Origin of the sequence: Bacillus cereus group sp. MYBK5-2 (assembly GCF_051915685.1) — a bacterium.
Lineage (GTDB): Bacteria > Bacillota > Bacilli > Bacillales > Bacillaceae_G > Bacillus_A > Bacillus_A cereus.
On record NZ_JBQAFE010000009.1, the window covers coordinates 166,696 to 186,620 of the forward strand.

Genomic DNA, 19,925 nt, shown 5'->3' on the forward strand with positions numbered 1-19,925 from the left:
ATTAAATACATATCCTTATGCAAAATTGCATATTAATATGTCTTCTTCTTACTTTAAAATTAGCTTAAATAACTTTCCAAATTATACAAATAATAAGCGTTAAATGTTATAATTTGTAAAAAACATTGGAGGACCTTATGAAAATTCACGCCCTTTTCGATTTCTTACATTTACTAGTCTTAACGCTGAAAAGCTATTATGTATGGGGAATGCCTATCTATGTCTTCATTATTCCTCTTATCTTTGTAGTCGGTTATATTATTATTAATTCTAATAAGAAACAAAAAAATACATCTATTCAAAGTCACTAATCTATTACCTTAATAGCCTCCTAAAAATCATATTCCCCTCATTTTCTTCAAATGATATGATGAACAAGGGTATATCCCCACCACTCTTATAGCGGTGGGGATTTTAATGTCAATATGCAACATACTACACAATAGAAGGTGATTTTTATGAGAAAATACGCAGCAATTGCTTTATGTACGTCTGCCATTCTAGCAGGCTGCAATACTAGCAATGTAAGCCAAGAACCTAAAAAAGAGAAAAAGGTTCAAGAAGTAGCTATACAAAAAGAGACTCTACCAGAACAAGGTAAAATTTCTTATACTCCCATCACACACGAATCTACAAACACAAGTATTCATATTACAGACTTAAAAGATTCTTTAAATGAAGTACAATATAAAATTTGGCGCACAGCTGATGGAAAGGAACGTGCTAAATCTTTTTCTTCTAAAGAAAAGGAGAAACAATTTACAATTCCTTTTGACATAAAAGAATTTGAAGGAAAACGCGGTGAGTTCCAAATTGAAGCAACAGGAATGAAAGAAGATGGGAAAACAATCCCGCTTACGAAATCTACTATTACTTTCGAACAAAAGGTTCCTGTTCTTATGTATCACGCAATCGATGATTATCATGGTCAAGGTATTAAAGACTTATTCGTATCACCAGCTAACTTTGAAGCACAAATGAAACATTTAAAAGACAATGGTTATACGCTTTTAACGTTTGAACGCTGGAGCGATATAAATAAAGTAAATAAGCCGATTTTCGTTACATTTGATGACGGTATGAAAAATAATATGAATGCATTTCGCGTTTTACAAAAGCTAAAAGATGATACTTTTAAACCGGCAGCAACAGAATATATGATTGTTGATAACGTTGATGTAGAAGGAGCATTGTCTACTTCTGAAATAAAAGAAATGGTTGATTCCGGCATTTTCTCGGTGCAATCTCATACTGCAGCACATGCAGACTTACCGAAAATTACAAACTATGAGGAAGAGTTAAAAGGTTCAAAAGAAAAACTAGAAAAAATAACAGGTAAGCCTGTTATCGCGATTGCTTATCCATTCGGTCATGTAGATGATAAGGTTGTTACAGAAACGAAGAAGTATTATCAATTTGCGACGACGACAAAGCCTGGGCAATTCATTACGAAGGGTGAACCTGATGAATTGTTAAAGATGAAGCGCGTTCGTATACACCATACAACGACTGTAGAGCAGTTTGCTTCTTCAATTAAGTAAATATAAGGGCTCAATACATTTTGAGCTCTCTTTTTACTTTATATTTATATATATTTTTAGAATTTTCTTGTATTATATATAGTAAGAAATCTTTCAAATTAAAGGAGATTATACATATGTCATTTGAACAAACGTTAGAGAAATATGCTGCTCTTGCAGTTAATGTTGGTGTTAATATTCAACCTGGACAAACTTTATCAATTAGTGCACCTCTTGAAGCTGTACAATTTGTACGCCTCGTTACAGAAAAAGCATATAAATCTGGTGCAAAACACGTATATGTAGATTGGAATGATGAGACGTTAACACGCTTAAAGTTCGATCTAGCTCCTGAAGAAGCTTTCGCTGAATTTCCATCTTGGAAAGCACATGCTCGTGAAGAATTAGCAAAAGAAGGCGCTGCATTTATGTCTATCTATGCAGAAAACCCTGATTTATTAAAAGGTGTAGAAGCATCGCGTATTGCAACAGCTCATAAAGTAGCTGGAGAAGCAATGAAAGTATACCGTGATTACGTACAAGCAGATAAAGTAAGCTGGTGTGTCATTTCTGTTCCTACGAAAGAATGGGCTGCGAAAGTATTCCCTGACGTAGCGCCAGAAGAACAAGAAGCAAAGTTATGGGATGCTATTTTCAAAGCTACTCGTGCTGATTTAGAAAATCCTGTAGAAGCATGGAAAGAACATGATGAAACATTACATACAAAAGTGGATTACTTAAACGAAAAGCATTATAAAGCTCTTCACTATACAGGTCCTGGAACAGATTTAACAATCGAACTTCCAGAAAAACATGTATGGGCTGGTGCTGGTAGCTTAAATGAAAAGAACGTACCATTTATGGCTAATATTCCAACTGAAGAAGTATTTACAATGCCACTTAAAACAGGTGTAAACGGCCAAGTTTCTAGTACAAAACCGTTAGTATTTGCAGGTAATATTATCGATAATTTCACGTTAACATTTGAAAACGGGCGTATCGTAGACTATAAAGCTGAAGCTGGTGAAGAAGCTTTAAAACATTTAGTAGAAACAGATGAAGGTTCTCACTTCTTAGGAGAAGTAGCTTTAGTACCTCATGACTCACCAATTTCAAACACAAATGTTTTATTCTACAATACACTATTTGACGAAAATGCATCTTGCCACCTTGCAATCGGAAATGCTTATGCATTTAACTTAGTTGGCGGAAAAACAATGTCTAAAGAAGAACTTGCTGAAAACGGCGCAAACGCTAGTATCACACACAACGACTTCATGATTGGATCAGCTGAGCTTGATATTGACGGTATTACTGCTGATGGCAGACATGAGCCTATCTTCCGTAAAGGTAACTGGGCGTTTTAAATTTATTACCATAAAGAAACACATTGGATAATCCAATGTGTTTCTTTATTTATTTGGTTTCAATTCAAATTTTATCGTTCTATTTTCATGCGTAAACTCCGGTCTATACGTAGCGATATACGTATTTTCTTTCGCTACGTCAAATAGCATGATATCTTGAATTTTTTCATCTGGTGCTAACTTTTTACTAATAAAGCTATCAGGGTTATTATATTCTTTAAATCTTGTACCTTTCTTATCGGTAATCTCAAATTCATAAAATGCAAAAGGTATTTCCTTTTTACTATTATTTTCTACTTTGAAAATAATCCCCAAAATCTCCTCTTTCTTTTTATTCTCATCATAATCCGGATATCCTAATTTAACTGAATCGATAGTTACTTGCAAACCATCTACGTCTACTGTCTCCCCTATTTTATACACTTTATCTTGAACATCTTCTTGTTTACTTTCATTACTATCTTTAGTCTCAGTGCAAGCACTTAAACTAAAAGCTATGCCAAAAATTAAAACAATTTGACTTACCTTTTTTAACATACTCTTTCCTCCACATAAGACAATATTTCATATGTATCATAACAAAACGCTTTACTCTTTCTTGTCATATTTTGTCGTATTAATTGCTAACTGCACAAATAGAAAAAAGCTATCTTCTACAAAAGATAGCTTTCATGATGCCGATGAAACCTTAAGCCCAATGACACCCAAAACAATAAAAAGAATACAAAATGCTTGAAATAAACTAATATGCTCTTTAAAAAAGTACACACTAATGATTGTAATAAGTAATGTTCCAACGCCAGACCAAATAGCATAAGCAATACTTAAATGAATCTTTTTCACAACGATGGCAAACACGCTGAAACAAATCCCATAAAACACGAAAATCAGTACACTTGGAACAAGCTTTGTTAAACCATTTGATAGTTTCATCGCAATTGTTCCAGCTACTTCAAAAATAATTGTAACAAGTAATAATAGCCAATATACCATACTAGAATCTCCTTCTCTGTTACCTTATAGAGATTCTAGTATACTACTTATAGTCCCAATGAAATATATTTAATTTCTAAATATTCCTCGATGCCGAAATGGCCTCCTTCACGACCGATACCACTTTCTTTAAATCCACCAAATGGTGCTTGTGCAACTGATGGAAGACCATCGTTTAGACCGATAATACCGTACTCTAACGCTTCACTAATTTGGAATGCTTGGCTAATGTCTTTCGTGAAAATATACGCAGCTAAACCGTATGGTGTATTGTTTGCACGTTCGATTACTTCATCAACTGTTTTAAATTTCGCAACTGGTGCCACTGGCCCAAATGTTTCTTCATTCATACAAAGCATCGTATCATTTGCCAACCCAATTACAGTCGGTTGAATGAAATGTCCCTCTAACTCCGCGACCTTTTGACCACCATATAAAACTGTTCCACCTTTTTGAATAGCATCTTCAATATGTTCTTGTACTTTTGAAACTGCATTCTCATCAATAAGTGGCCCGACAGTCGTTCCGTCACCGAAACCGTCTCCTACTTTCAACTGCCCTACTGCCTTTTCGAACTTCTCTACAAATACTTCGTATACTTCTTCTTGAACGAATACTCGGTTTGTACATATACACGTTTGTCCTGCGTTACGGAATTTCGAACCAATCACCGCTTCTACTGCTTTATCTAAATCTGCATCATTCATTACGATAAACGGAGCGTGACCCCCTAACTCAAGCGAAACTTTTTTCATCGTTTGCGCCGCACTAGCCATTAACTCTTTCCCGATTTCCGTTGACCCTGTAAAGGACACTTTTCGAACGCGACTATCTTCCATCCATGTATCAGCAATTGCTTTTGCACTACCTGTTACGATATTGATTACGCCCTTTGGAATATCTGCTTCATGGGCTAATTCAGCTAATTTCAATGCAGTTAATGGCGTTTGACTCGCCGGTTTCACAACGGCTGTACAGCCTGCTGCAAGCGCTGGGGCTACCTTTCTCGTAATCATCGCTGCCGGGAAGTTCCAAGGGGTAATAGCTGCCATAACGCCAACTGGTTGCTTCATAACTAAAATGCGCTTATTCGGATGAGAAGCAGGAATCATTTCACCATATACACGTTTCCCCTCTTCTGCATACCATTCAACAAAACTATTTGCATAATTTACTTCACCAAGCGCTTCTGCAAACGGCTTTCCTTGTTCCTTCGTCATAATCGCTGCGATCTCTTCTTTATTTTTATCAATAAGCATGAACCACTTTTTTAACTTCGTGGCACGATCTGCTGCCGTTAACTTAGACCACGTTTTAAAAGCTTCATGTGCAGCATCAACAGCTTGCTTTGCCTCTGTTACTCCGCCTTTTGGTACAGTTGCAAATATTTCCTTCGTCGCAGGATTATTTACTTCAATTTGTTCTTGTAGTGTAATCCACTCACCATTTATATACATCGCCTTTTTATCTATACTTACGAAAGTCGCCTTTTTATCCAATGTTTTCTTCCTCCTCTATGAACTTCTTAATTTTTCTAGTAGCAGCAGATTGACTAATTTGCAAAAACTCAGCCACTTTATAACTTGATCCATACGTTTTATACGCTTTAAGAATTATATTTCTCTCTACCTCTTCCAGCATTTTATAAAGGCTTTGCCCCGATTGTTCAACTGCAGCCTCTTGCATAGAGAGTGGCAAATCCTCTACCGTTACAACATCATCAACAGTAATAACAATTCTCTCAATTACATTCTCTATTTCTCTATTGTTCCCTTCCCACGGATATCCAACAAACATTTGTAACGTACTCGGCGCTAGTTTCACATCACGTCCGTACTTTTTATTAAAGTGCTGCAAGTAATGATAAATAAGCGGCAAAATATCTTCTGTTCTTTCCCTAAGCGGGGGAATTGCAATTGGAATGACATTCAAACGATAGTATAAATCTTTCCGAAATGTTCCTTGTTTCACCATCTCGCTTAAATCTCTATTTGTTGCCGCCACAATTCGAACATCCACTTTTTTTAATTCTCTTCCGCCTATAGGACGAAATGTTTTTTCTTGCAATACTTGCAAAAGCTTCGCTTGAATTTCAAGCGGCATTTCACCGATTTCATCTAAAAAAAGAGTTCCTTTATGCGCGGATTCTAATAGTCCCTTTTTCCCTTCACGATTCGCACCTGTAAAAGATCCACCTGAATATCCAAAAAGCTCCGATTCAATTAAATTAGTTGGCAATGCCGCACAATTAATTTCATAGAAACTTTCATGCTTACGGTGACTCACTTCATGTAAATGGCGTACTAATCGACTTTTTCCTACTCCAGTCTCGCCTAAAACGAGAACAGTACTATCCACTACAGATACTTTTTTGATTGTATCGACTATTTTTTGCATAGCTAGACTTTTAAAAATAAGTCCTTCATGCTCATATGTTTCTCTTAATTCTTTTTTATATGTTTTTAGCTGATTATCCATTTCCTCTACCTTTTGACGTAATTGATAGAGTTCAGTAAGGTCGCGAGAATAACTAATCACTCTTCTTAAATTTCCCTCATCATCAAAAACAGGCCTTGTACGAACGTGTAAATACTCTCCTGATTTTGTAGTTTGAACGAGTTCAATTGGCCTCTTTTTTTCAATCACTTCTAATGTCGCTGATGGATAAAAGATTCCATCCTTTTGTAGTTCTTTTACATGCTTACCAACTAACTCTTCTGCAGCTAGTTGGTAGTGCCTTTCACATGTACTATTTACACGTACAACGATCCCTTGCTCATCTGTAACAAAAATTTCGTCAAACGCATATTCAAATACATCTTTTAAATCCATTAACACTCGTTCCTTTTCTGCAACCATCCTAGCCACCCCTAACTTCAAATCCATCGATCCACTTCACTACCTTTATTATAAAGTGAATTTTCTGCATTTAATATAGAGTCAGCTAGAATGTTTGCTATTTATACTTCAGTTTTTAAACGCGAGCGATGTTTGTTTGCTCATAACAAGCTTGCAATGATTCTGCAATTATTGTTAAACCTTCTTCAAGTTGCTCATCTGTAATAACTAAAGGCATTAACACACGGATAACATTTCCATATGTCCCTGCTGATAATAACAGTAACCCACGCTTATTTGCTTCTGCACATAGATTAGCCGTTAACGTTTTGTCAGGTGCTTTCGTCTTACGATCTTGAACAACCTCAAATGCACACATTGCGCCTAACCCACGCACATCACCGATGCAATGATATTTATTTTTCATCTCTTCGAATCGGTTCATTACGACTTTTCCTAATTCTATCGCTCTATCATTTAATTTCTCATTTTCTATTACATCGAGAACAGCTAATGCAGCCGCACATCCTAGTGGACTTCCTGCATACGTTCCACCAAGTTCACCTGGTGCAGACTCATTCATAATTTCTTTACGTCCAATGACACCACTTATCGGTACACCAGCACCTAACGATTTAGACACTGTAATTAAATCTGGAACGACATCATAGTGATCAATTGCAAAATATTTTCCTGTACGACTAAAGCCTGTTTGTATTTCATCCGCTACAAATAAGATGCCGTTCTCTGAACAAATGCGGCGTACTTCTTGAACAAATTTCTTACTTGGGACGATAAATCCACCTTCCCCTTGAACAGGTTCCATTACAACAGCTGCAATTGTTTCTGGTGCTACTTCCGATATGAAGAAGTTCTTAAACTCTTCAATAATAAAATCATCATACTGCTCTTCCGTTAATCCCTCTGGGCGACGGTATTCGTATGGAAATGGCGCTTTATATACTTCTGGAGCAAAGGGACCAAACCCGAATTTATATGGCTTCACTTTACTTGTCATCGTCATTGTCATTAATGTACGCCCGTGGAAACCTTTAGAAAATGCGATAATACCAGGTCTCTTCGTATATTTACGAGCGATTTTCACCGCGTTCTCAACTGCTTCTGCACCACTATTTAAAAACAGGACTTGCTTATCGAAACTTCCTGGTGCCAATGCCGCAAGCTTTTCTGCTAATTCAATATATGGCTCATACATCATGACGTTAAATCCAGTATGAATGTATTGATCGACTTGTTTATGGAGCGCTTCTTTAACCGTTGGATGACAATGCCCTACGTTAATTGTCCCGATTGCTCCTGCAAAATCAATGTACTGATTGCCATCAACATCTGTTACAAGAGCACCATTGGCAGATTGTACAAACGTTGGGATGCCGTTACTTACTCCTTTTGGTACTATATTTTGACGGCGTTCTAATAAAGATGCCGCTTTCGGTCCTGGAATTTGTTCATTTACTTTAGCAAATTTTTTTGTGTTCATTGCGTACCCCATCCTTTTCTTTACATTGTTTTCTCTTTTTATTGCAAAATATATGCCAACTTTCTTTTCTAGCATTTATCCTATATTCTTTGTATCCAGGCATAAAAAATAAGTCTATAAAGACTCATTAAGAGTCTTTATAGACTTATTTTCCTTACACATTAGACTTTTCTTTCTCCCAGAAAAACTCACCCGATTGAGAAATAAACTCTCCAACAGAATCTAACACTAAATCAGCAAGTGGTTCTAATGTTGGACGGTCTCCTGTACCAGATAGCACCCCAATTGCATAGCAATCGCCATTTTTAGCTAAATGTAAATCAGTTGGCGTATCTCCAACAACCGCAACCTCGCATGATTCTAAATTAAATTTCTCACAAAACACTTCTATAATCTTTTTATCTGGTTTTTGCGCAGGGAATGTATCCGAGGCTATAATATAATCAAAAAAGTTCTCCAACTTATATTGTTTTAAAAATAATTCTGTTGGTGCGAAATCATCCGCCGTGACAACCCCTAATATAAATCCTTTATCTTTTAATGCCTGTAACACTTTCGGTAAGTCTGCTGTCATTTTCATATGCGAACGATGCTCATACATAAGGGAAAATAACTTCTCACTTACCCACTGATGCATCTCTTCTTCTCTAGCAGACTCAATATAATTACAAAGCCCCTTCGCTACATCAAGGCTTGTTCCAGCAGCTATTGCACTCCTTGGATTAACAAATGCTCCCTCTACACCAATCTCTTCTAATAAGGTCTGCCGCATTGTACTTGGTAAATGATATAAACTTATACATTCAGCTACAAGTTCTTCAGCTACTTTTATCCATATTGAATGAAAATCCATTAATGTCCCATCTTTATCAAATAATATTGCTTTTACCTTCTCCATAGCACCGATACGATAAACTTAACTAAATCTATACAATTCAATCAAATTCACACAAGTTAGTGCTTCATCGTGTTCTCGCAGCCCCAAAGGGACGAGGGGTATAACACTCCACACGAGGCAGTATCGTTACCTCCTATTATCAAGCTTTTATTTTACCCATCTTGATAAATTTATCGAAGCATTTAAATCTCTATCGTGATGGCTATTACATGAAGCACAACGCCACTCACGTATTTTTAAACTCCACTGTCCTTCTGGTTGAACTGAATGGTCGTATTTTACTCTGCAACATGAGCAAATCTTGCTTGAAGCGAACCATTTATCAGCTTTTACATACGCAATGCCGTACTTCTCGCACTTGTATGACAGACATTGAAAGAAGAAGTGTAATTTTTGAAATGAAAATGCTTTCGATAGTTTTTTGTTTTTTAACAGGTTTGAGATAGATAAGTCTTCCACAACAATTCTCATTGGTTTGGTTTTCACCAATCTAGCTGTTGCTTGATGGATATGGTTATTTCGGATATTCGTAATTTTCCTAGATAACCGCAGGTGCTCAGCTTTCGCTTTTTCATATCCGGCAGATTGAATTTTTACACCTTTTTTAAATCTCCTAGACATATCTCTTTGTGCTGACTTTTTCCTTTTCAAAAGTTTTTTAACCTTAGCATCTTTGTTTATATTTCGTTCTTTCGTACCATTAGAAGCTACAAACAGCTCTTTTAAACCAACATCCACACCAATCGACTCATTGGTTAGTTCTTGTGATTCAAAGTCTTCTTGGAACCCTACACTAATCCACCAGTGACGACCATCAAAGGTAACTCTTGGATTGGATGGCTTTTTGTTTCTTGGTAGTTGTTGGCTTGTTTTCACTTCTCCAATAGACTGAATATCAACTACTTTCTTTCCTATAATCAGTCTTTCATAATTGGCATAAAACCCTTGAATTAAATCTTTTTTGGATTTATAAGAAGTGTGATAACCATTTTTGTACTTTTTGAACGAATGTTTTCGCGCCTTGTCAAAATCTTTTGAAGCCTGTTTAGGAACTTGTGCGTTGATGTCATGTAACCACTCATATCTCTTTCGCTTCTTGATCTTTGTAAATCGTTTCTGTAAAGCTAACTGTGAAACAGATTTTCCAAATAGCTTATAATATCTATCACTTATTCTTTTACAATAGTTATAAGCAAATCTTCCAGCACCAGCATGGTTTCTAAGCACTTTTTCTTGTTCAGGCGTTGGAATCAGTCTAACTTTCTTCGCCAATATCATCAGAATGTAACTCCTTTAATGAAAGATTTGTTCTTCTGAATCGTAGCGTGTTCCACCAGCATTCTCCTGAGACCACTCGGATGCAAACCTGTTAATTCCGATACTTGACTAACTCGTGAAAATTTCATTATTATTCTCACCTCATCGAACCAAACATAGCACGTACGTTCGATGAAATCGATAAAGTTTGATAGATTCAATAAAATTTATCTTGTTCAACTAAGGGCGCAATTCCTTAGCCAGTTCTCTTATGAACTTCTCATGTTTTCACATGAGCGCAGACTATATGTTTATCTCTTTAGAGATAGAGGATTTTTCCACCACCATAGGCTTGTGATGTACTCTCGTCAGTTATACGAGATAGTCGTTGAACGTTCATCCTATCAATTTTGACTTAGATGATTCGAGGCGGAAGACCCATTGTTCTAGTGTTTAGGATTTAACCTTGCACCATCTGATTGATTTTTTCTGCTTTCGCAACATTCACGCTCGCTATTTCTAGCCACGTTGTAGTTCAATCAGCTTTAGGGATTGCCCGCAGTTAACCCTCACTACTAGCCAATCACTTGACTAGCAGGGCTTACTGATATATTTAATTAACATTGGTTATAATCGGTTAAATAAATCGTAACAGTTAGTTACCCTACCTCTCATTTCTTATCTCTTCCAGTGTATCAATAAAGTATGGATGTAAAATAAAAGAATTGTAAAAATACCATAAAAATCAAACTAACTCCCAATTTACAATTCATTTTAACAAAGTAAAAAAGGATGCCTTTACAGGGCATCCTCTTGATGTTCAGGAACAAATAGTTCTAAACAATGATATATATTTTCGAATTCCATCGGTGCATCTCCACCATACTCACCATCTAAATTAATCATTAGTTTATCTGGTGAATGTACTTTAATTCGGTTCGCTTGTGTATATAACACTTTTGGATTATTAATATGTTCACCACGTTGTGCTTGTGTTGCTGCTTTAATTAAATCAGCGATAGAACCTTTTTTCAGTACTAATAGGTCAAATAACCCATCGTTAATAGATGCATACGGTGCTACTTTTTCAAATCCACCTACTGAACGAGTATTCGTAATTAAAAACATCGTAATTTCTTCTTGTAGTAACTTTCCATCATACTCAATTTCAACATATGTCGGATGCAATGATGGTAACATCTCGATACCTTTTAGGTAATAAGCAAGCTGCCCTAATACTGTCTTTAACTTACTCGGTACTTCGTATGTTAATTCTGTAATACGACCGCCACCAGCGATGTTAATAAAATATGTATCGTTCGCTCTACCAAGGTCTAATGGCACTGTTTTTCCTTCGCAAATAATATCTGCTGCCTCTTCAATAGAACGAGGTACACCAATTGCACGTGCAAAGTCATTTGTCGTTCCAACTGGAATAATTCCAAATTTCGGACGGAATTCATGCCCAACTAAACCGTTTACTACTTCATTTAATGTACCGTCGCCACCAGCCGCAATAACAACATCAAACTTACGATCCGCAGCTTGCCTCGCCGCCACAGTAGCGTCTCCAGGACCCGTTGTCGCATGACAAGATGTCTCATAGCCAGCTTGTTCTAATTTTTGTAATACTTCTGGTAAGCTCTTCTTAAATAGCTCACGCCCAGAAGTAGGATTATAAATAATTCTTGCTCGCTTCATCATTTATTAGCACAGGAAATTTCTTTATGTATCGTAAAAGAACATACTGAACTTCTATTCAGTATTCCCATGCCTACCTCCTCTCATCTTGCTATCCTTCTTTTATCCCGCTCAAACAGGCAGTAAGAACCCGATTCGTGTAGTCCATCAAAAGTAAATATTCATTTCAATGGTTTTTTATTTGACCCCAAAATTTATCCCGCTATTTGCGGGCAGTAAATGCCCGATTGGTGAGGGCTAATAATCAGCTTTGGATGAACCTCCCACTGATTAAAGTTTCACTTTATGTCTATCCATTCTTCCATAAAAATTTACATATAACGAATAATAACTATCTATTATTTCATGAGATGAAAAAAAACCTCTATGTTTAGATTTATCATTATTCCCACCTTTTTGCAACTATCATACCATAGTTGCTATACAAACATTTTTCCACTTTTGACAGTTAATCAAACGTTTGTTTAAACGATTTTGTCTCATTTAAACAAACGTTTGATTAACCTAGAAAAACACCCATGTACGGGTGTTTTTCTGCTTAATCTTTAAAAGTTACTACTATTATCGCTTATTAATCTCTTCAAGTAAGATTTTGTTAACAAGCGGTGGATTTGCTTGTCCTTTTGTAGCTTTCATAATTTGACCAACTAAGAAGCCAATTGCACGGTCTTTACCGTTTTTAAAGTCTTCGATAGATTGCTCATTATTATCAAGAATTTCTGTTACAACTTTACGAAGTGTACCCTCGTCAGAAATTTGAACAAGACCTTTCGCTTTAACGATTTCTTCTGGGTCTCCACCTTTTTCAATTAATTCATTAAATACTTTCTTCGCGATTTTAGAAGAAATTGTACCTTTTTCAATTAATTGAACCATTTTAGATAAACCAGCAGGCGTTAATGCAACGTCTTTTAATTCTTTTTGTTGTTTGTTTAAGTATGCAAGTACTTCACCCATTAACCAGTTCGATGTTAATTTCGCATCAGCACCGTCTGCAACAGTTGCTTCAAAGAAATCAGACATCTCTTTCGTTAATGTTAACACGTGTGCATCATAAGCTGGTAAGCCTAGTTCTGCAACGTAGCGAGCTTTACGTGCATCTGGAAGTTCTGGAATAGAAGCTCGAACTGCTTCTTTCCACTCATCATCGATGTAAAGTTCAACTAAGTCTGGCTCCGGGAAGTAACGGTAATCGTCAGATCCTTCTTTCACACGCATTAAGATTGTTTTCTTCGTTGCTTCATCATAACGACGTGTTTCTTGTTGGATGATACCACCAGATAACAGTTCTTTTTCTTGGCGCACTTGCTCGTGCTCAAGACCTTTTTGTACGTAAGTGAATGAGTTTAAGTTTTTCAGTTCCGCTTTTGTACCGAACTTCTCTTGTCCAACTGGACGAAGAGAAATGTTCGCATCACAACGTAAGGAACCTTCTTCCATCTTACAATCAGATACACCAGTGTATTGAATGATTGATTTTAACTTCTCTAAGTATGCATATGCTTCTTCTGGCGTACGCATATCTGGCTCAGATACGATCTCGATTAAAGGCATACCTTGACGGTTGTAGTCTACTAATGAACCATCAGCTGTATGCGTTGATTTACCAGCATCTTCTTCTAAATGAAGACGTGTAATACCGATACGTTTCTTTTTACCGTCTACTTCGATTTCAATCCAACCATTTTCACCAATTGGCTTATCAAATTGAGAGATTTGGTAAGCTTTCGGGTTATCTGGATAGAAATAGTTTTTACGGTCAAACTTCGTTTCCGTTGCGATTTCACAGTTTAATGCCATTGCAGCTTTCATCGCAAAGTTAACTGCTTCTTTATTTAAAGTAGGAAGTACCCCTGGGTATCCTAAGTCAATTACACTTGTTTGTGTATTTGGCTCCGCTCCGAATTCTGTTGGACTCGCAGAGAAAATTTTCGAATTTGTTTTTAACTCAACGTGAACCTCTAAACCAATAATTGTTTCTAAATTCATCTATGCTCGCCTCCTTACAGACTTGCTTTTTTTGTATGATAGTCTGTTGCTTGCTCAAACGCATGTGCAACGCGGTAAATTGTCGCTTCATCGAAGTGTTTACCAATGATTTGTAGACCAAGTGGCATGTTGTTAGCACCGAATCCACATGGAACTGAAATCGCTGGAACACCCGCTAAGTTTACTGGGATTGTTAAAATGTCATTTGCATACATTGTCATTGGATCGTCAACTTTTTCTCCCACTTTAAATGCCGGAGTTGGTGTTGTTGGTCCAATAATAACATCATAGTTAGCAAATACATTTTCAAAGTCGTTCTTAATTAATGTACGTACTTGTTGTGCTTTTTTGTAATATGCATCATAGTAACCAGAGCTAAGAGCAAATGTACCAAGCATAATACGACGTTTAACTTCATCACCGAAACCTTCACTACGTGTGTTTTTGTAAAGATCTAATAAGTTATTTACATTATCAGAACGAACACCGTAACGCACGCCATCAAAGCGTGAAAGGTTAGCAGATGCTTCAGAAGAAGATAGTAAGTAATACGTTGCTAGAGCGTATTTAGAGTGTGGAAGAGATACTTCCTCCCAAGTTGCGCCCATACCTTCTAATACTTTTAAAGCAGCTAGTACTGACTCACGAGCTTCTTCGCCAACACCTTCGCCTAAGTATTCTTTCGGTACAGCAATGCGTAAACCTTTAACATCGCCTGTTAAACCAGCTAAATAGTTTCCAACTTCAACGTTTGCAGAAGTTGCATCCATGCGGTCAATACCTGAAATAGCTTGTAATAAGTATGCATTGTCTTCTACTGTACGTGTAATCGGTCCGATTTGGTCAAGTGAAGATGCGAATGCTACTAATCCGTAACGAGATACGCGTCCGTAAGTTGGTTTTAAACCTACAACACCGCAATATGCAGCTGGCTGACGGATAGAACCACCCGTATCAGAACCTAGAGAGAATAGTACTTCTCCTGCTGCTACAGCTGCTGCAGAACCACCACTAGATCCGCCTGGAACGTAATCTAAGTTCCATGGGTTTTTCGTAGCGTAGAATCCTGAGTTTTCATTTGAAGAACCCATTGCGAACTCGTCCATGTTTAATTTACCGATTGTAATTGTGTCAGCAGCTTTTAGCTTTTGCACAACTGTCGCATCATAAATTGGATCGAAGTTTGCTAATATTTTGCTTGCACAAGTTGTACGAAGACCGTTAGTTACAATGTTATCTTTTACACCAATTGGCATACCGAATAATAAACCATTATCTTCAGCGCCGATTTTTGCATCTAATTCTTTCGCTTTTGCGCGTGCATTTTCTTCATCTAATGTAAGAAAAGCTTTTACGTTATCTTCAACATCCGCAATACGTTTGTAAGATTCTTCTACTAAATCCGTAACGGAAATTTCTTTGTTGTTTAACTTCTTATGTAACTCTGATACTGAATGATCAAATAATGACATCGAAATTCCCCTCCTCTATTCTAATACTGCTGGAACACGGATTTGATTATCTTTGTGATCCGGTGCATTTTTTAATACTTCTTCAACTGGCAAACCTTTTTCTGGTACATCTTCACGCATAACATTTTTCATAGTTAATACATGAGTTGTTGGTTTTACATCTGTTGTATCTAATTCATTTAACTGTTCTGCAAATGTAACAATTGCATCTAGTTGTTTTTGAAATTTTTCTGCTTCTTGATCAGTAATTGCAAGACGTGCTAAATGTGCTACGTGCTTTACATTCTCAACGGAAATTCTTGACACGGCTAGGCCACCTCCATAATATATCGTTCAATCTACAATACTATTGATGATACCAAATTTTCAGTACTTCAAGCAAGTCAACACAGAGTACTTACGCCATTTTTACATAAAAAAAGAAAGGCAAATGCCTTTCTTTACAATTTACTCTTTATCTAACGGTTTATTTTTTGGAAATCTCTCGTTATCTTCTTCATTATCACGAATTGTTTTTTGTAATACAAAACAAGACATCGTTAAAAATAATGTTCCAATTAAATAGTATCCTTTTACACTAAGCGTTTCATCTAACGTATAAATCCCAATTAGCATACCTGAAAGCGCACAAACAAATGAAGTCCATGCTAAAAATGTGAACGCTTGCGTATTACGTCTTCTCATCGTTCTCCCCCTCGTTAGCTGTATACCCATTATAGATAAGTATATTTACCATGATGGATTTTTATGTAAATTCTAGTTTTATATTTATAAATCTATCATAAAAGAATACTATTTTAAAGAAAGTTTTCTGTCTAATCTGAAAAAATAATTAAAATCATTGACAATTTTTTCTATTCTACATAAAATAAAAATAAATATTACGAACCTCGAAATATACGGGAGTGGAATTAATTGTTGCAATATGAACATTTTTTAGACTTACTGCTAGATAACGCCAAGAAACTTTTCTATCCTGAAGAATGGGTAAGCCTAGATTTAACACTTTCTAAAACAGAAGTATTTTGTTTACTTTGGATGGAACGAAATACAGATATTACAATGACGAAAATTGCTGACCTTCTTGATATACCGATGAGTACAACGACGGGCGTTGTAAATCGCCTTGTAAAAAAGGGATATATTGAGCGCTACCGTGATGAAAACGACCGACGTATTGTATTAATTCGGTTAACAGAAAACGGCGTAATGCTCGTTCAAGAAGTAAAACAAAATGCAGCCCACTACTTTAGCTTAGTGACAGAAGCATTGTCAGAAGAAGAAAAAGCATTCTTACTACAAATCTTCCAAAAGATTATGAATCACATTGCTACGTCACAGCAAAAAACAGAAGAAAAAGTTTCTACACCTAAAATGAAAAACATTCCGATTGAATAAAACCCTATCTGGGTTTTTATTCAATCATTTACTTCGACACTCGTAATATTCGATATTCGAAACAAAGGAGATATGAATGATGAGAATTATTTTGTATACAGGTAAAGGCGGCGTAGGAAAAACTAGCATTTCAGCAGCAACAGCAATTCAAAGCGCAAAACAAGGATTAAAAACTTTAGTCATGAGTACAGATCCCGCTCATAGTTTAGGAGATTCATTTGGTATAAAGCTATCTTCTGAGCCATTAGAAATTCGTGAAAATTTGTGGGCACAAGAAATTAATACGATTTATGAGATGGAAAAAGGATGGGGAAAATTACAGAAATATATTACACTACTCTTCACTTCCAAAGCAGCCGATGATATTACAACAGAAGAATTAACGATGTTTCCTGGTATGGAAGATTTAATTAGCTTACTTCGCGTACTCGATTATTATAAACAAAACACATATGATGTTATCATTATTGATTGTGCTCCAACAGGAGAAACATTAGCAATGCTAAGCTTTCCAGACATGCTCGGCTGGTGGATGGAAAAATTGTTTCCTATTAAAAGAAAAGTTTTAAAAGTCGTTCGTCCTGTAGCTCAACCACTCCTTGGTGTCCCTCTTCCAACCGATGATATTATGGACGAATTAACAAATACACTTGAACAGCTCGGAGAAATGAGAGATATTTTATCAAACCGAGAAGTAACAAGTATCCGCATCGTTGTAAATCCTGAAAAAATGGTCATTAAAGAAGCTCAGCGTAGCTTTACTTATTTAAATTTATACGATTATAACGTAGATGCCATTATGATTAATCGCGTCATCCCTAACACCGTCACCGATCCTTATTTTCAAGCATGGAAAGATACGCAAAAGAAATATAAAACATTAATTCAAAATAGTTTTGATCCACTTCCTATTTACGAAGCTCCAATGTTTGAACAAGAAGTTGTTGGTTTACCTATGTTAGAGCGTGTAGGAGATGCTTTATTTAAAACTGATCATTGTCCTACTGAAGTGAAATTTAACGGCCGCACACAATATGTAAGAAAAGATGGCGATGATTATATTTTCATTCTTTCTATTCCCTTCTCAAACAAAAGTGAACTTTCATTAAATCAAAAAGGTGATGAGCTAATTATTCGAGCTGGCTCTGTGAAACGAAATATTACATTGCCAAAAACGTTAACACACCTTTCTATTCAAGGGGCAAAATTTGAAGAAGATATACTAAACATTCGGTTTGGAGGTGTAGTGCATGCATGAGGAACTACTACGAAGGGTAATTCGTACAAAAGTAAAAGTCGGGATGCATATATTAGAAGAGCTACCTAATCCAATCCAGCAATCAGCTAAGCAAATATTAAATATTTTGCAAGAGGAGCTAGCTGCTTATCCGAAAGAACGAGATCATCATGAAGTTAATTTAAAAAATATCATAATTGAATAACTATCTCTGTATAGAGGGCCTTTTTTAGGCTTTCTATACTTTATTGGAGTGATGTAAGTTGATGAAAAAGCATTCCACTACTATACTCTGGATCATTCCCTTATTATTTTTCATTCATAACCTTGAAGAAGCTTTCCAAATGCCACAATATCTTGCTAATCAATTTTCAATCCGTCTTATAACTAGCCAACAATTTTTCATTGCCATTTCCGTATTAACAATCTTTGTATTACTTATCGTCTTTCTATATCAACTTAACTTCTTGTCTTCTATATGCTGGATTATTTTTATACAAGGGGCCATCTTCTTTAACTCTGTTCAACATATTATTTTGTTTTTCATTTATCGCTCCTATAACCCCGGCGTAATATCAGCATTTTTCATTACTCTCTTTTCTATTTTCTTTTTTTTATCCAAAAAACACTTAATTCATCAAAAGCAATTCGTAATTACACTCCTTTTCAGCTTATTTTCTTATCCCATTATAATTTGGATTACCTTACTGTTCGCTAGCTATTTTCATTCATAAAAAAAGACCAGGAAAACTCCTGGTCCATTACTCTACTTAACAAACATTGGATTCTACGTTATACAAAATTGGAAGGTACAGAATTAGGGTTTGTTTGTTAAGTTTATATGTTGAACGAACTAACAGCGGAGGGGTTCCTTCTGTTAGTCCATTAAACCCAATCATTATTTTACGATTTTTTTAAGCTCCTCAAGTGAAAGATCTACTGAAATTGAACCATCATTTGTTTCTTTCTTAATTGCATCTGTTACTTCTTTTGAATGGTATAATTCAATTACTTTTTTCAGTGTTGGATCATCTTTATCTTTCGTACGAGCTGCGAAAATATTAATATAAGGCTTCGCATTTTCATTCTTTGGATCTTCTAAGAAAATAGGATCCTTCGCTGGATCTAATCCAGCTTGACCAGCAACACCGTTATTAATAACTGATGCCGCTACATCTTTTAACACACGAGGTGTTTGCTGTGCGATAACCGGTGTAATTTTTAATTTCTTCGGATTTTCAGCAATACCACTTGGATCTCCAAATAGACCAAAATCCTTTTTCAGCTTTAATAATCCAGCTGCATCAAGAAGTTTTAATGCACGTGCTTGGTTCGTTGGATCGTTTGGAATTGCAATTTCTGAACCATCTGGGATTTCATTTGATTTCTTATATTTTTCAGAGTATAAACCCATTGGTGCAATTTGTGTTGTACCAACAGCTGTAATATCTAACTTATGTTCCTTTTTAAATTGCTCTAAGAACGCAATATGTTGGAATGAGTTTAGTTCAATATCTCCATCAGCTAACGCTTTATTTGGCGTTGTGTAATCAGAGAACTCAATCAGTTTAACTTTAATCCCTTCTTTTTCAGCTTTTCCCTTTACAATTTCCCAAGCGTTTCCATCCGTTCCAGTTACACCAATGCGAACTGTTTTCTCTTTTGCTCCTGCACCCGTGTCTCCACTTGAGCAGCCGCTTAATACTGAGACTCCTACAATCGCTGATAATGCAAATGCTAAAATTTTCTTCATT

The 19,925-nt window shown here is 36.2% G+C and carries 20 protein-coding genes; 7 read left to right on the forward strand and 13 right to left on the reverse strand.

From position 1 onward, the window contains the following. Positions 1-137: 137 nt before the first annotated feature. The 3 genes from ACTFP3_RS24540 to ACTFP3_RS24550 all read left to right on the forward strand — a co-directional run bounded on the left by ACTFP3_RS24540 (position 138) and on the right by ACTFP3_RS24550 (position 2,887). A complete protein-coding gene (locus ACTFP3_RS24540) occupies positions 138-311 on the forward strand; it encodes a hypothetical protein (RefSeq protein WP_000690673.1) in 174 nt (57 codons plus the stop codon). A gap of 147 nt (positions 312-458) precedes the next feature. After that, positions 459-1,541, forward strand: a complete 1,083-nt coding sequence (locus ACTFP3_RS24545) for a polysaccharide deacetylase family protein (protein ID WP_326036202.1) — start codon at positions 459-461, stop codon at positions 1,539-1,541. 116 nt (positions 1,542-1,657) lie between these two features. Further along, a complete protein-coding gene (locus tag ACTFP3_RS24550; RefSeq protein WP_000007349.1) occupies positions 1,658-2,887 on the forward strand; it encodes an aminopeptidase in 1,230 nt (409 codons plus the stop codon). A gap of 45 nt (positions 2,888-2,932) precedes the next feature. Here the strand turns inward: ACTFP3_RS24550 and ACTFP3_RS24555 are convergent, their stop codons facing one another. From ACTFP3_RS24555 to ACTFP3_RS24610, 12 genes are all read right to left on the reverse strand, one after another. After that, positions 2,933-3,424: a DUF4352 domain-containing protein gene (locus ACTFP3_RS24555; RefSeq protein WP_000915109.1), complete on the reverse strand. Its 492-nt coding sequence runs from the start codon at positions 3,422-3,424 to the stop codon at positions 2,933-2,935. A gap of 132 nt (positions 3,425-3,556) precedes the next feature. After that, positions 3,557-3,880, reverse strand: coding sequence for a DMT family transporter (locus ACTFP3_RS24560; RefSeq protein WP_000263262.1), 324 nt, complete (start codon positions 3,878-3,880; stop codon positions 3,557-3,559). Between the two features lie 47 nt (positions 3,881-3,927). Then, positions 3,928-5,379, reverse strand: a complete 1,452-nt coding sequence (gene gabD / locus ACTFP3_RS24565; protein ID WP_000358126.1) for an NADP-dependent succinate-semialdehyde dehydrogenase — start codon at positions 5,377-5,379, stop codon at positions 3,928-3,930. Beyond that, positions 5,372-6,739 (reverse strand): sigma-54 interaction domain-containing protein, encoded by a 1,368-nt coding sequence (locus ACTFP3_RS24570; protein ID WP_000225136.1) that lies wholly within the window; start codon positions 6,737-6,739, stop codon positions 5,372-5,374. Before ACTFP3_RS24570 ends, gabD begins: the two co-directional genes overlap by 8 nt. 115 nt (positions 6,740-6,854) lie before the next feature. After that, positions 6,855-8,219 (reverse strand): 4-aminobutyrate--2-oxoglutarate transaminase, encoded by a 1,365-nt coding sequence (gene gabT, locus ACTFP3_RS24575; RefSeq protein WP_440011472.1) that lies wholly within the window; start codon positions 8,217-8,219, stop codon positions 6,855-6,857. Positions 8,220-8,373: 154 nt separating this feature from the next. Further along, positions 8,374-9,117: an HAD family hydrolase gene (locus tag ACTFP3_RS24580; RefSeq protein ID WP_000416672.1), complete on the reverse strand. Its 744-nt coding sequence runs from the start codon at positions 9,115-9,117 to the stop codon at positions 8,374-8,376. A 147-nt stretch (positions 9,118-9,264) separates the two neighbouring features. Next, positions 9,265-10,395 (reverse strand): RNA-guided endonuclease InsQ/TnpB family protein, encoded by a 1,131-nt coding sequence (locus ACTFP3_RS24585; RefSeq protein ID WP_440011473.1) that lies wholly within the window; start codon positions 10,393-10,395, stop codon positions 9,265-9,267. 777 nt (positions 10,396-11,172) lie between these two features. Further along, the gene (locus tag ACTFP3_RS24590) at positions 11,173-12,078 is read right to left on the reverse strand and encodes a diacylglycerol kinase (protein WP_000977679.1); all 906 of its coding nucleotides are present in this window, start codon (positions 12,076-12,078) and stop codon (positions 11,173-11,175) included. A 558-nt stretch (positions 12,079-12,636) separates the two neighbouring features. Then, the gene (gatB, locus tag ACTFP3_RS24595) at positions 12,637-14,064 is read right to left on the reverse strand and encodes an Asp-tRNA(Asn)/Glu-tRNA(Gln) amidotransferase subunit GatB (RefSeq protein ID WP_001047685.1); all 1,428 of its coding nucleotides are present in this window, start codon (positions 14,062-14,064) and stop codon (positions 12,637-12,639) included. A 14-nt stretch (positions 14,065-14,078) separates the two neighbouring features. Then, the gene (gene gatA / locus ACTFP3_RS24600) at positions 14,079-15,536 is read right to left on the reverse strand and encodes an Asp-tRNA(Asn)/Glu-tRNA(Gln) amidotransferase subunit GatA (RefSeq protein WP_000051433.1); all 1,458 of its coding nucleotides are present in this window, start codon (positions 15,534-15,536) and stop codon (positions 14,079-14,081) included. 15 nt (positions 15,537-15,551) lie between these two features. After that, positions 15,552-15,842, reverse strand: coding sequence for an Asp-tRNA(Asn)/Glu-tRNA(Gln) amidotransferase subunit GatC (gene gatC / locus ACTFP3_RS24605; RefSeq protein ID WP_000086999.1), 291 nt, complete (start codon positions 15,840-15,842; stop codon positions 15,552-15,554). A gap of 141 nt (positions 15,843-15,983) precedes the next feature. Continuing rightward, positions 15,984-16,220 carry a YiaA/YiaB family inner membrane protein gene (locus ACTFP3_RS24610; RefSeq protein ID WP_001254393.1) on the reverse strand — a complete coding sequence of 79 codons (237 nt, stop codon included), beginning with the start codon at positions 16,218-16,220 and terminating at the stop codon, positions 15,984-15,986. Positions 16,221-16,451: 231 nt separating this feature from the next. Here ACTFP3_RS24610 and ACTFP3_RS24615 point away from each other — a divergent pair, with 231 nt between their 5' ends. The 4 genes from ACTFP3_RS24615 (at position 16,452) to ACTFP3_RS24630 (ending at position 18,905) form a co-directional block, all read left to right on the forward strand. Then, a complete protein-coding gene (locus ACTFP3_RS24615) occupies positions 16,452-16,934 on the forward strand; it encodes a MarR family winged helix-turn-helix transcriptional regulator (protein ID WP_000942482.1) in 483 nt (160 codons plus the stop codon). 76 nt (positions 16,935-17,010) lie between these two features. Next, on the forward strand, positions 17,011-18,192 hold the full coding sequence (locus ACTFP3_RS24620) for an ArsA family ATPase (protein WP_002182396.1): 1,182 nt from the start codon (positions 17,011-17,013) through the stop codon (positions 18,190-18,192). Further along, positions 18,185-18,376: a DUF3926 domain-containing protein gene (locus tag ACTFP3_RS24625; RefSeq protein ID WP_000544106.1), complete on the forward strand. Its 192-nt coding sequence runs from the start codon at positions 18,185-18,187 to the stop codon at positions 18,374-18,376. The genes ACTFP3_RS24620 and ACTFP3_RS24625 overlap by 8 nt, the downstream gene beginning before the upstream one ends. A gap of 61 nt (positions 18,377-18,437) precedes the next feature. Then, positions 18,438-18,905, forward strand: a complete 468-nt coding sequence (locus ACTFP3_RS24630) for an HXXEE domain-containing protein (protein ID WP_002182395.1) — start codon at positions 18,438-18,440, stop codon at positions 18,903-18,905. A 164-nt stretch (positions 18,906-19,069) separates the two neighbouring features. Here ACTFP3_RS24630 and ACTFP3_RS24635 read toward each other — a convergent pair whose 3' ends face one another. Next, a complete protein-coding gene (locus ACTFP3_RS24635) occupies positions 19,070-19,924 on the reverse strand; it encodes a MetQ/NlpA family ABC transporter substrate-binding protein (RefSeq protein WP_326036205.1) in 855 nt (284 codons plus the stop codon). Position 19,925 lies beyond the last annotated feature (1 nt).

Excerpts from the sequence above, each read along its gene's own strand:
- ACTFP3_RS24590 (WP_000977679.1), bottom strand. The coding sequence starts at position 12,078 with ATGATGAAGCGAGCAAGAATTATTTATAATCCTACTTCTGGGCGTGAG.
- ACTFP3_RS24550 (WP_000007349.1), top strand. The coding sequence starts at position 1,658 with ATGTCATTTGAACAAACGTTAGAGAAATATGCTGCTCTTGCAGTTAAT.
- ACTFP3_RS24610 (WP_001254393.1), bottom strand. The coding sequence starts at position 16,220 with ATGAGAAGACGTAATACGCAAGCGTTCACATTTTTAGCATGGACTTCA.
- ACTFP3_RS24625 (WP_000544106.1), top strand. The coding sequence starts at position 18,185 with ATGCATGAGGAACTACTACGAAGGGTAATTCGTACAAAAGTAAAAGTC.
- ACTFP3_RS24580 (WP_000416672.1), bottom strand. The coding sequence starts at position 9,117 with ATGGAGAAGGTAAAAGCAATATTATTTGATAAAGATGGGACATTAATG.
- ACTFP3_RS24545 (WP_326036202.1), top strand. The coding sequence starts at position 459 with ATGAGAAAATACGCAGCAATTGCTTTATGTACGTCTGCCATTCTAGCA.
- gatA (WP_000051433.1), bottom strand. The coding sequence starts at position 15,536 with ATGTCATTATTTGATCATTCAGTATCAGAGTTACATAAGAAGTTAAAC.
- ACTFP3_RS24560 (WP_000263262.1), bottom strand. The coding sequence starts at position 3,880 with ATGGTATATTGGCTATTATTACTTGTTACAATTATTTTTGAAGTAGCT.
- ACTFP3_RS24555 (WP_000915109.1), bottom strand. The coding sequence starts at position 3,424 with ATGTTAAAAAAGGTAAGTCAAATTGTTTTAATTTTTGGCATAGCTTTT.
- ACTFP3_RS24585 (WP_440011473.1), bottom strand. The coding sequence starts at position 10,395 with ATGATATTGGCGAAGAAAGTTAGACTGATTCCAACGCCTGAACAAGAA.
- ACTFP3_RS24620 (WP_002182396.1), top strand. The coding sequence starts at position 17,011 with ATGATGAGAATTATTTTGTATACAGGTAAAGGCGGCGTAGGAAAAACT.
- ACTFP3_RS24570 (WP_000225136.1), bottom strand. The coding sequence starts at position 6,739 with ATGGTTGCAGAAAAGGAACGAGTGTTAATGGATTTAAAAGATGTATTT.
- ACTFP3_RS24630 (WP_002182395.1), top strand. The coding sequence starts at position 18,438 with ATGAAAAAGCATTCCACTACTATACTCTGGATCATTCCCTTATTATTT.
- gabT (WP_440011472.1), bottom strand. The coding sequence starts at position 8,219 with ATGAACACAAAAAAATTTGCTAAAGTAAATGAACAAATTCCAGGACCG.
- ACTFP3_RS24540 (WP_000690673.1), top strand. The coding sequence starts at position 138 with ATGAAAATTCACGCCCTTTTCGATTTCTTACATTTACTAGTCTTAACG.
- ACTFP3_RS24635 (WP_326036205.1), bottom strand. The coding sequence starts at position 19,924 with ATGAAGAAAATTTTAGCATTTGCATTATCAGCGATTGTAGGAGTCTCA.
- gatB (WP_001047685.1), bottom strand. The coding sequence starts at position 14,064 with ATGAATTTAGAAACAATTATTGGTTTAGAGGTTCACGTTGAGTTAAAA.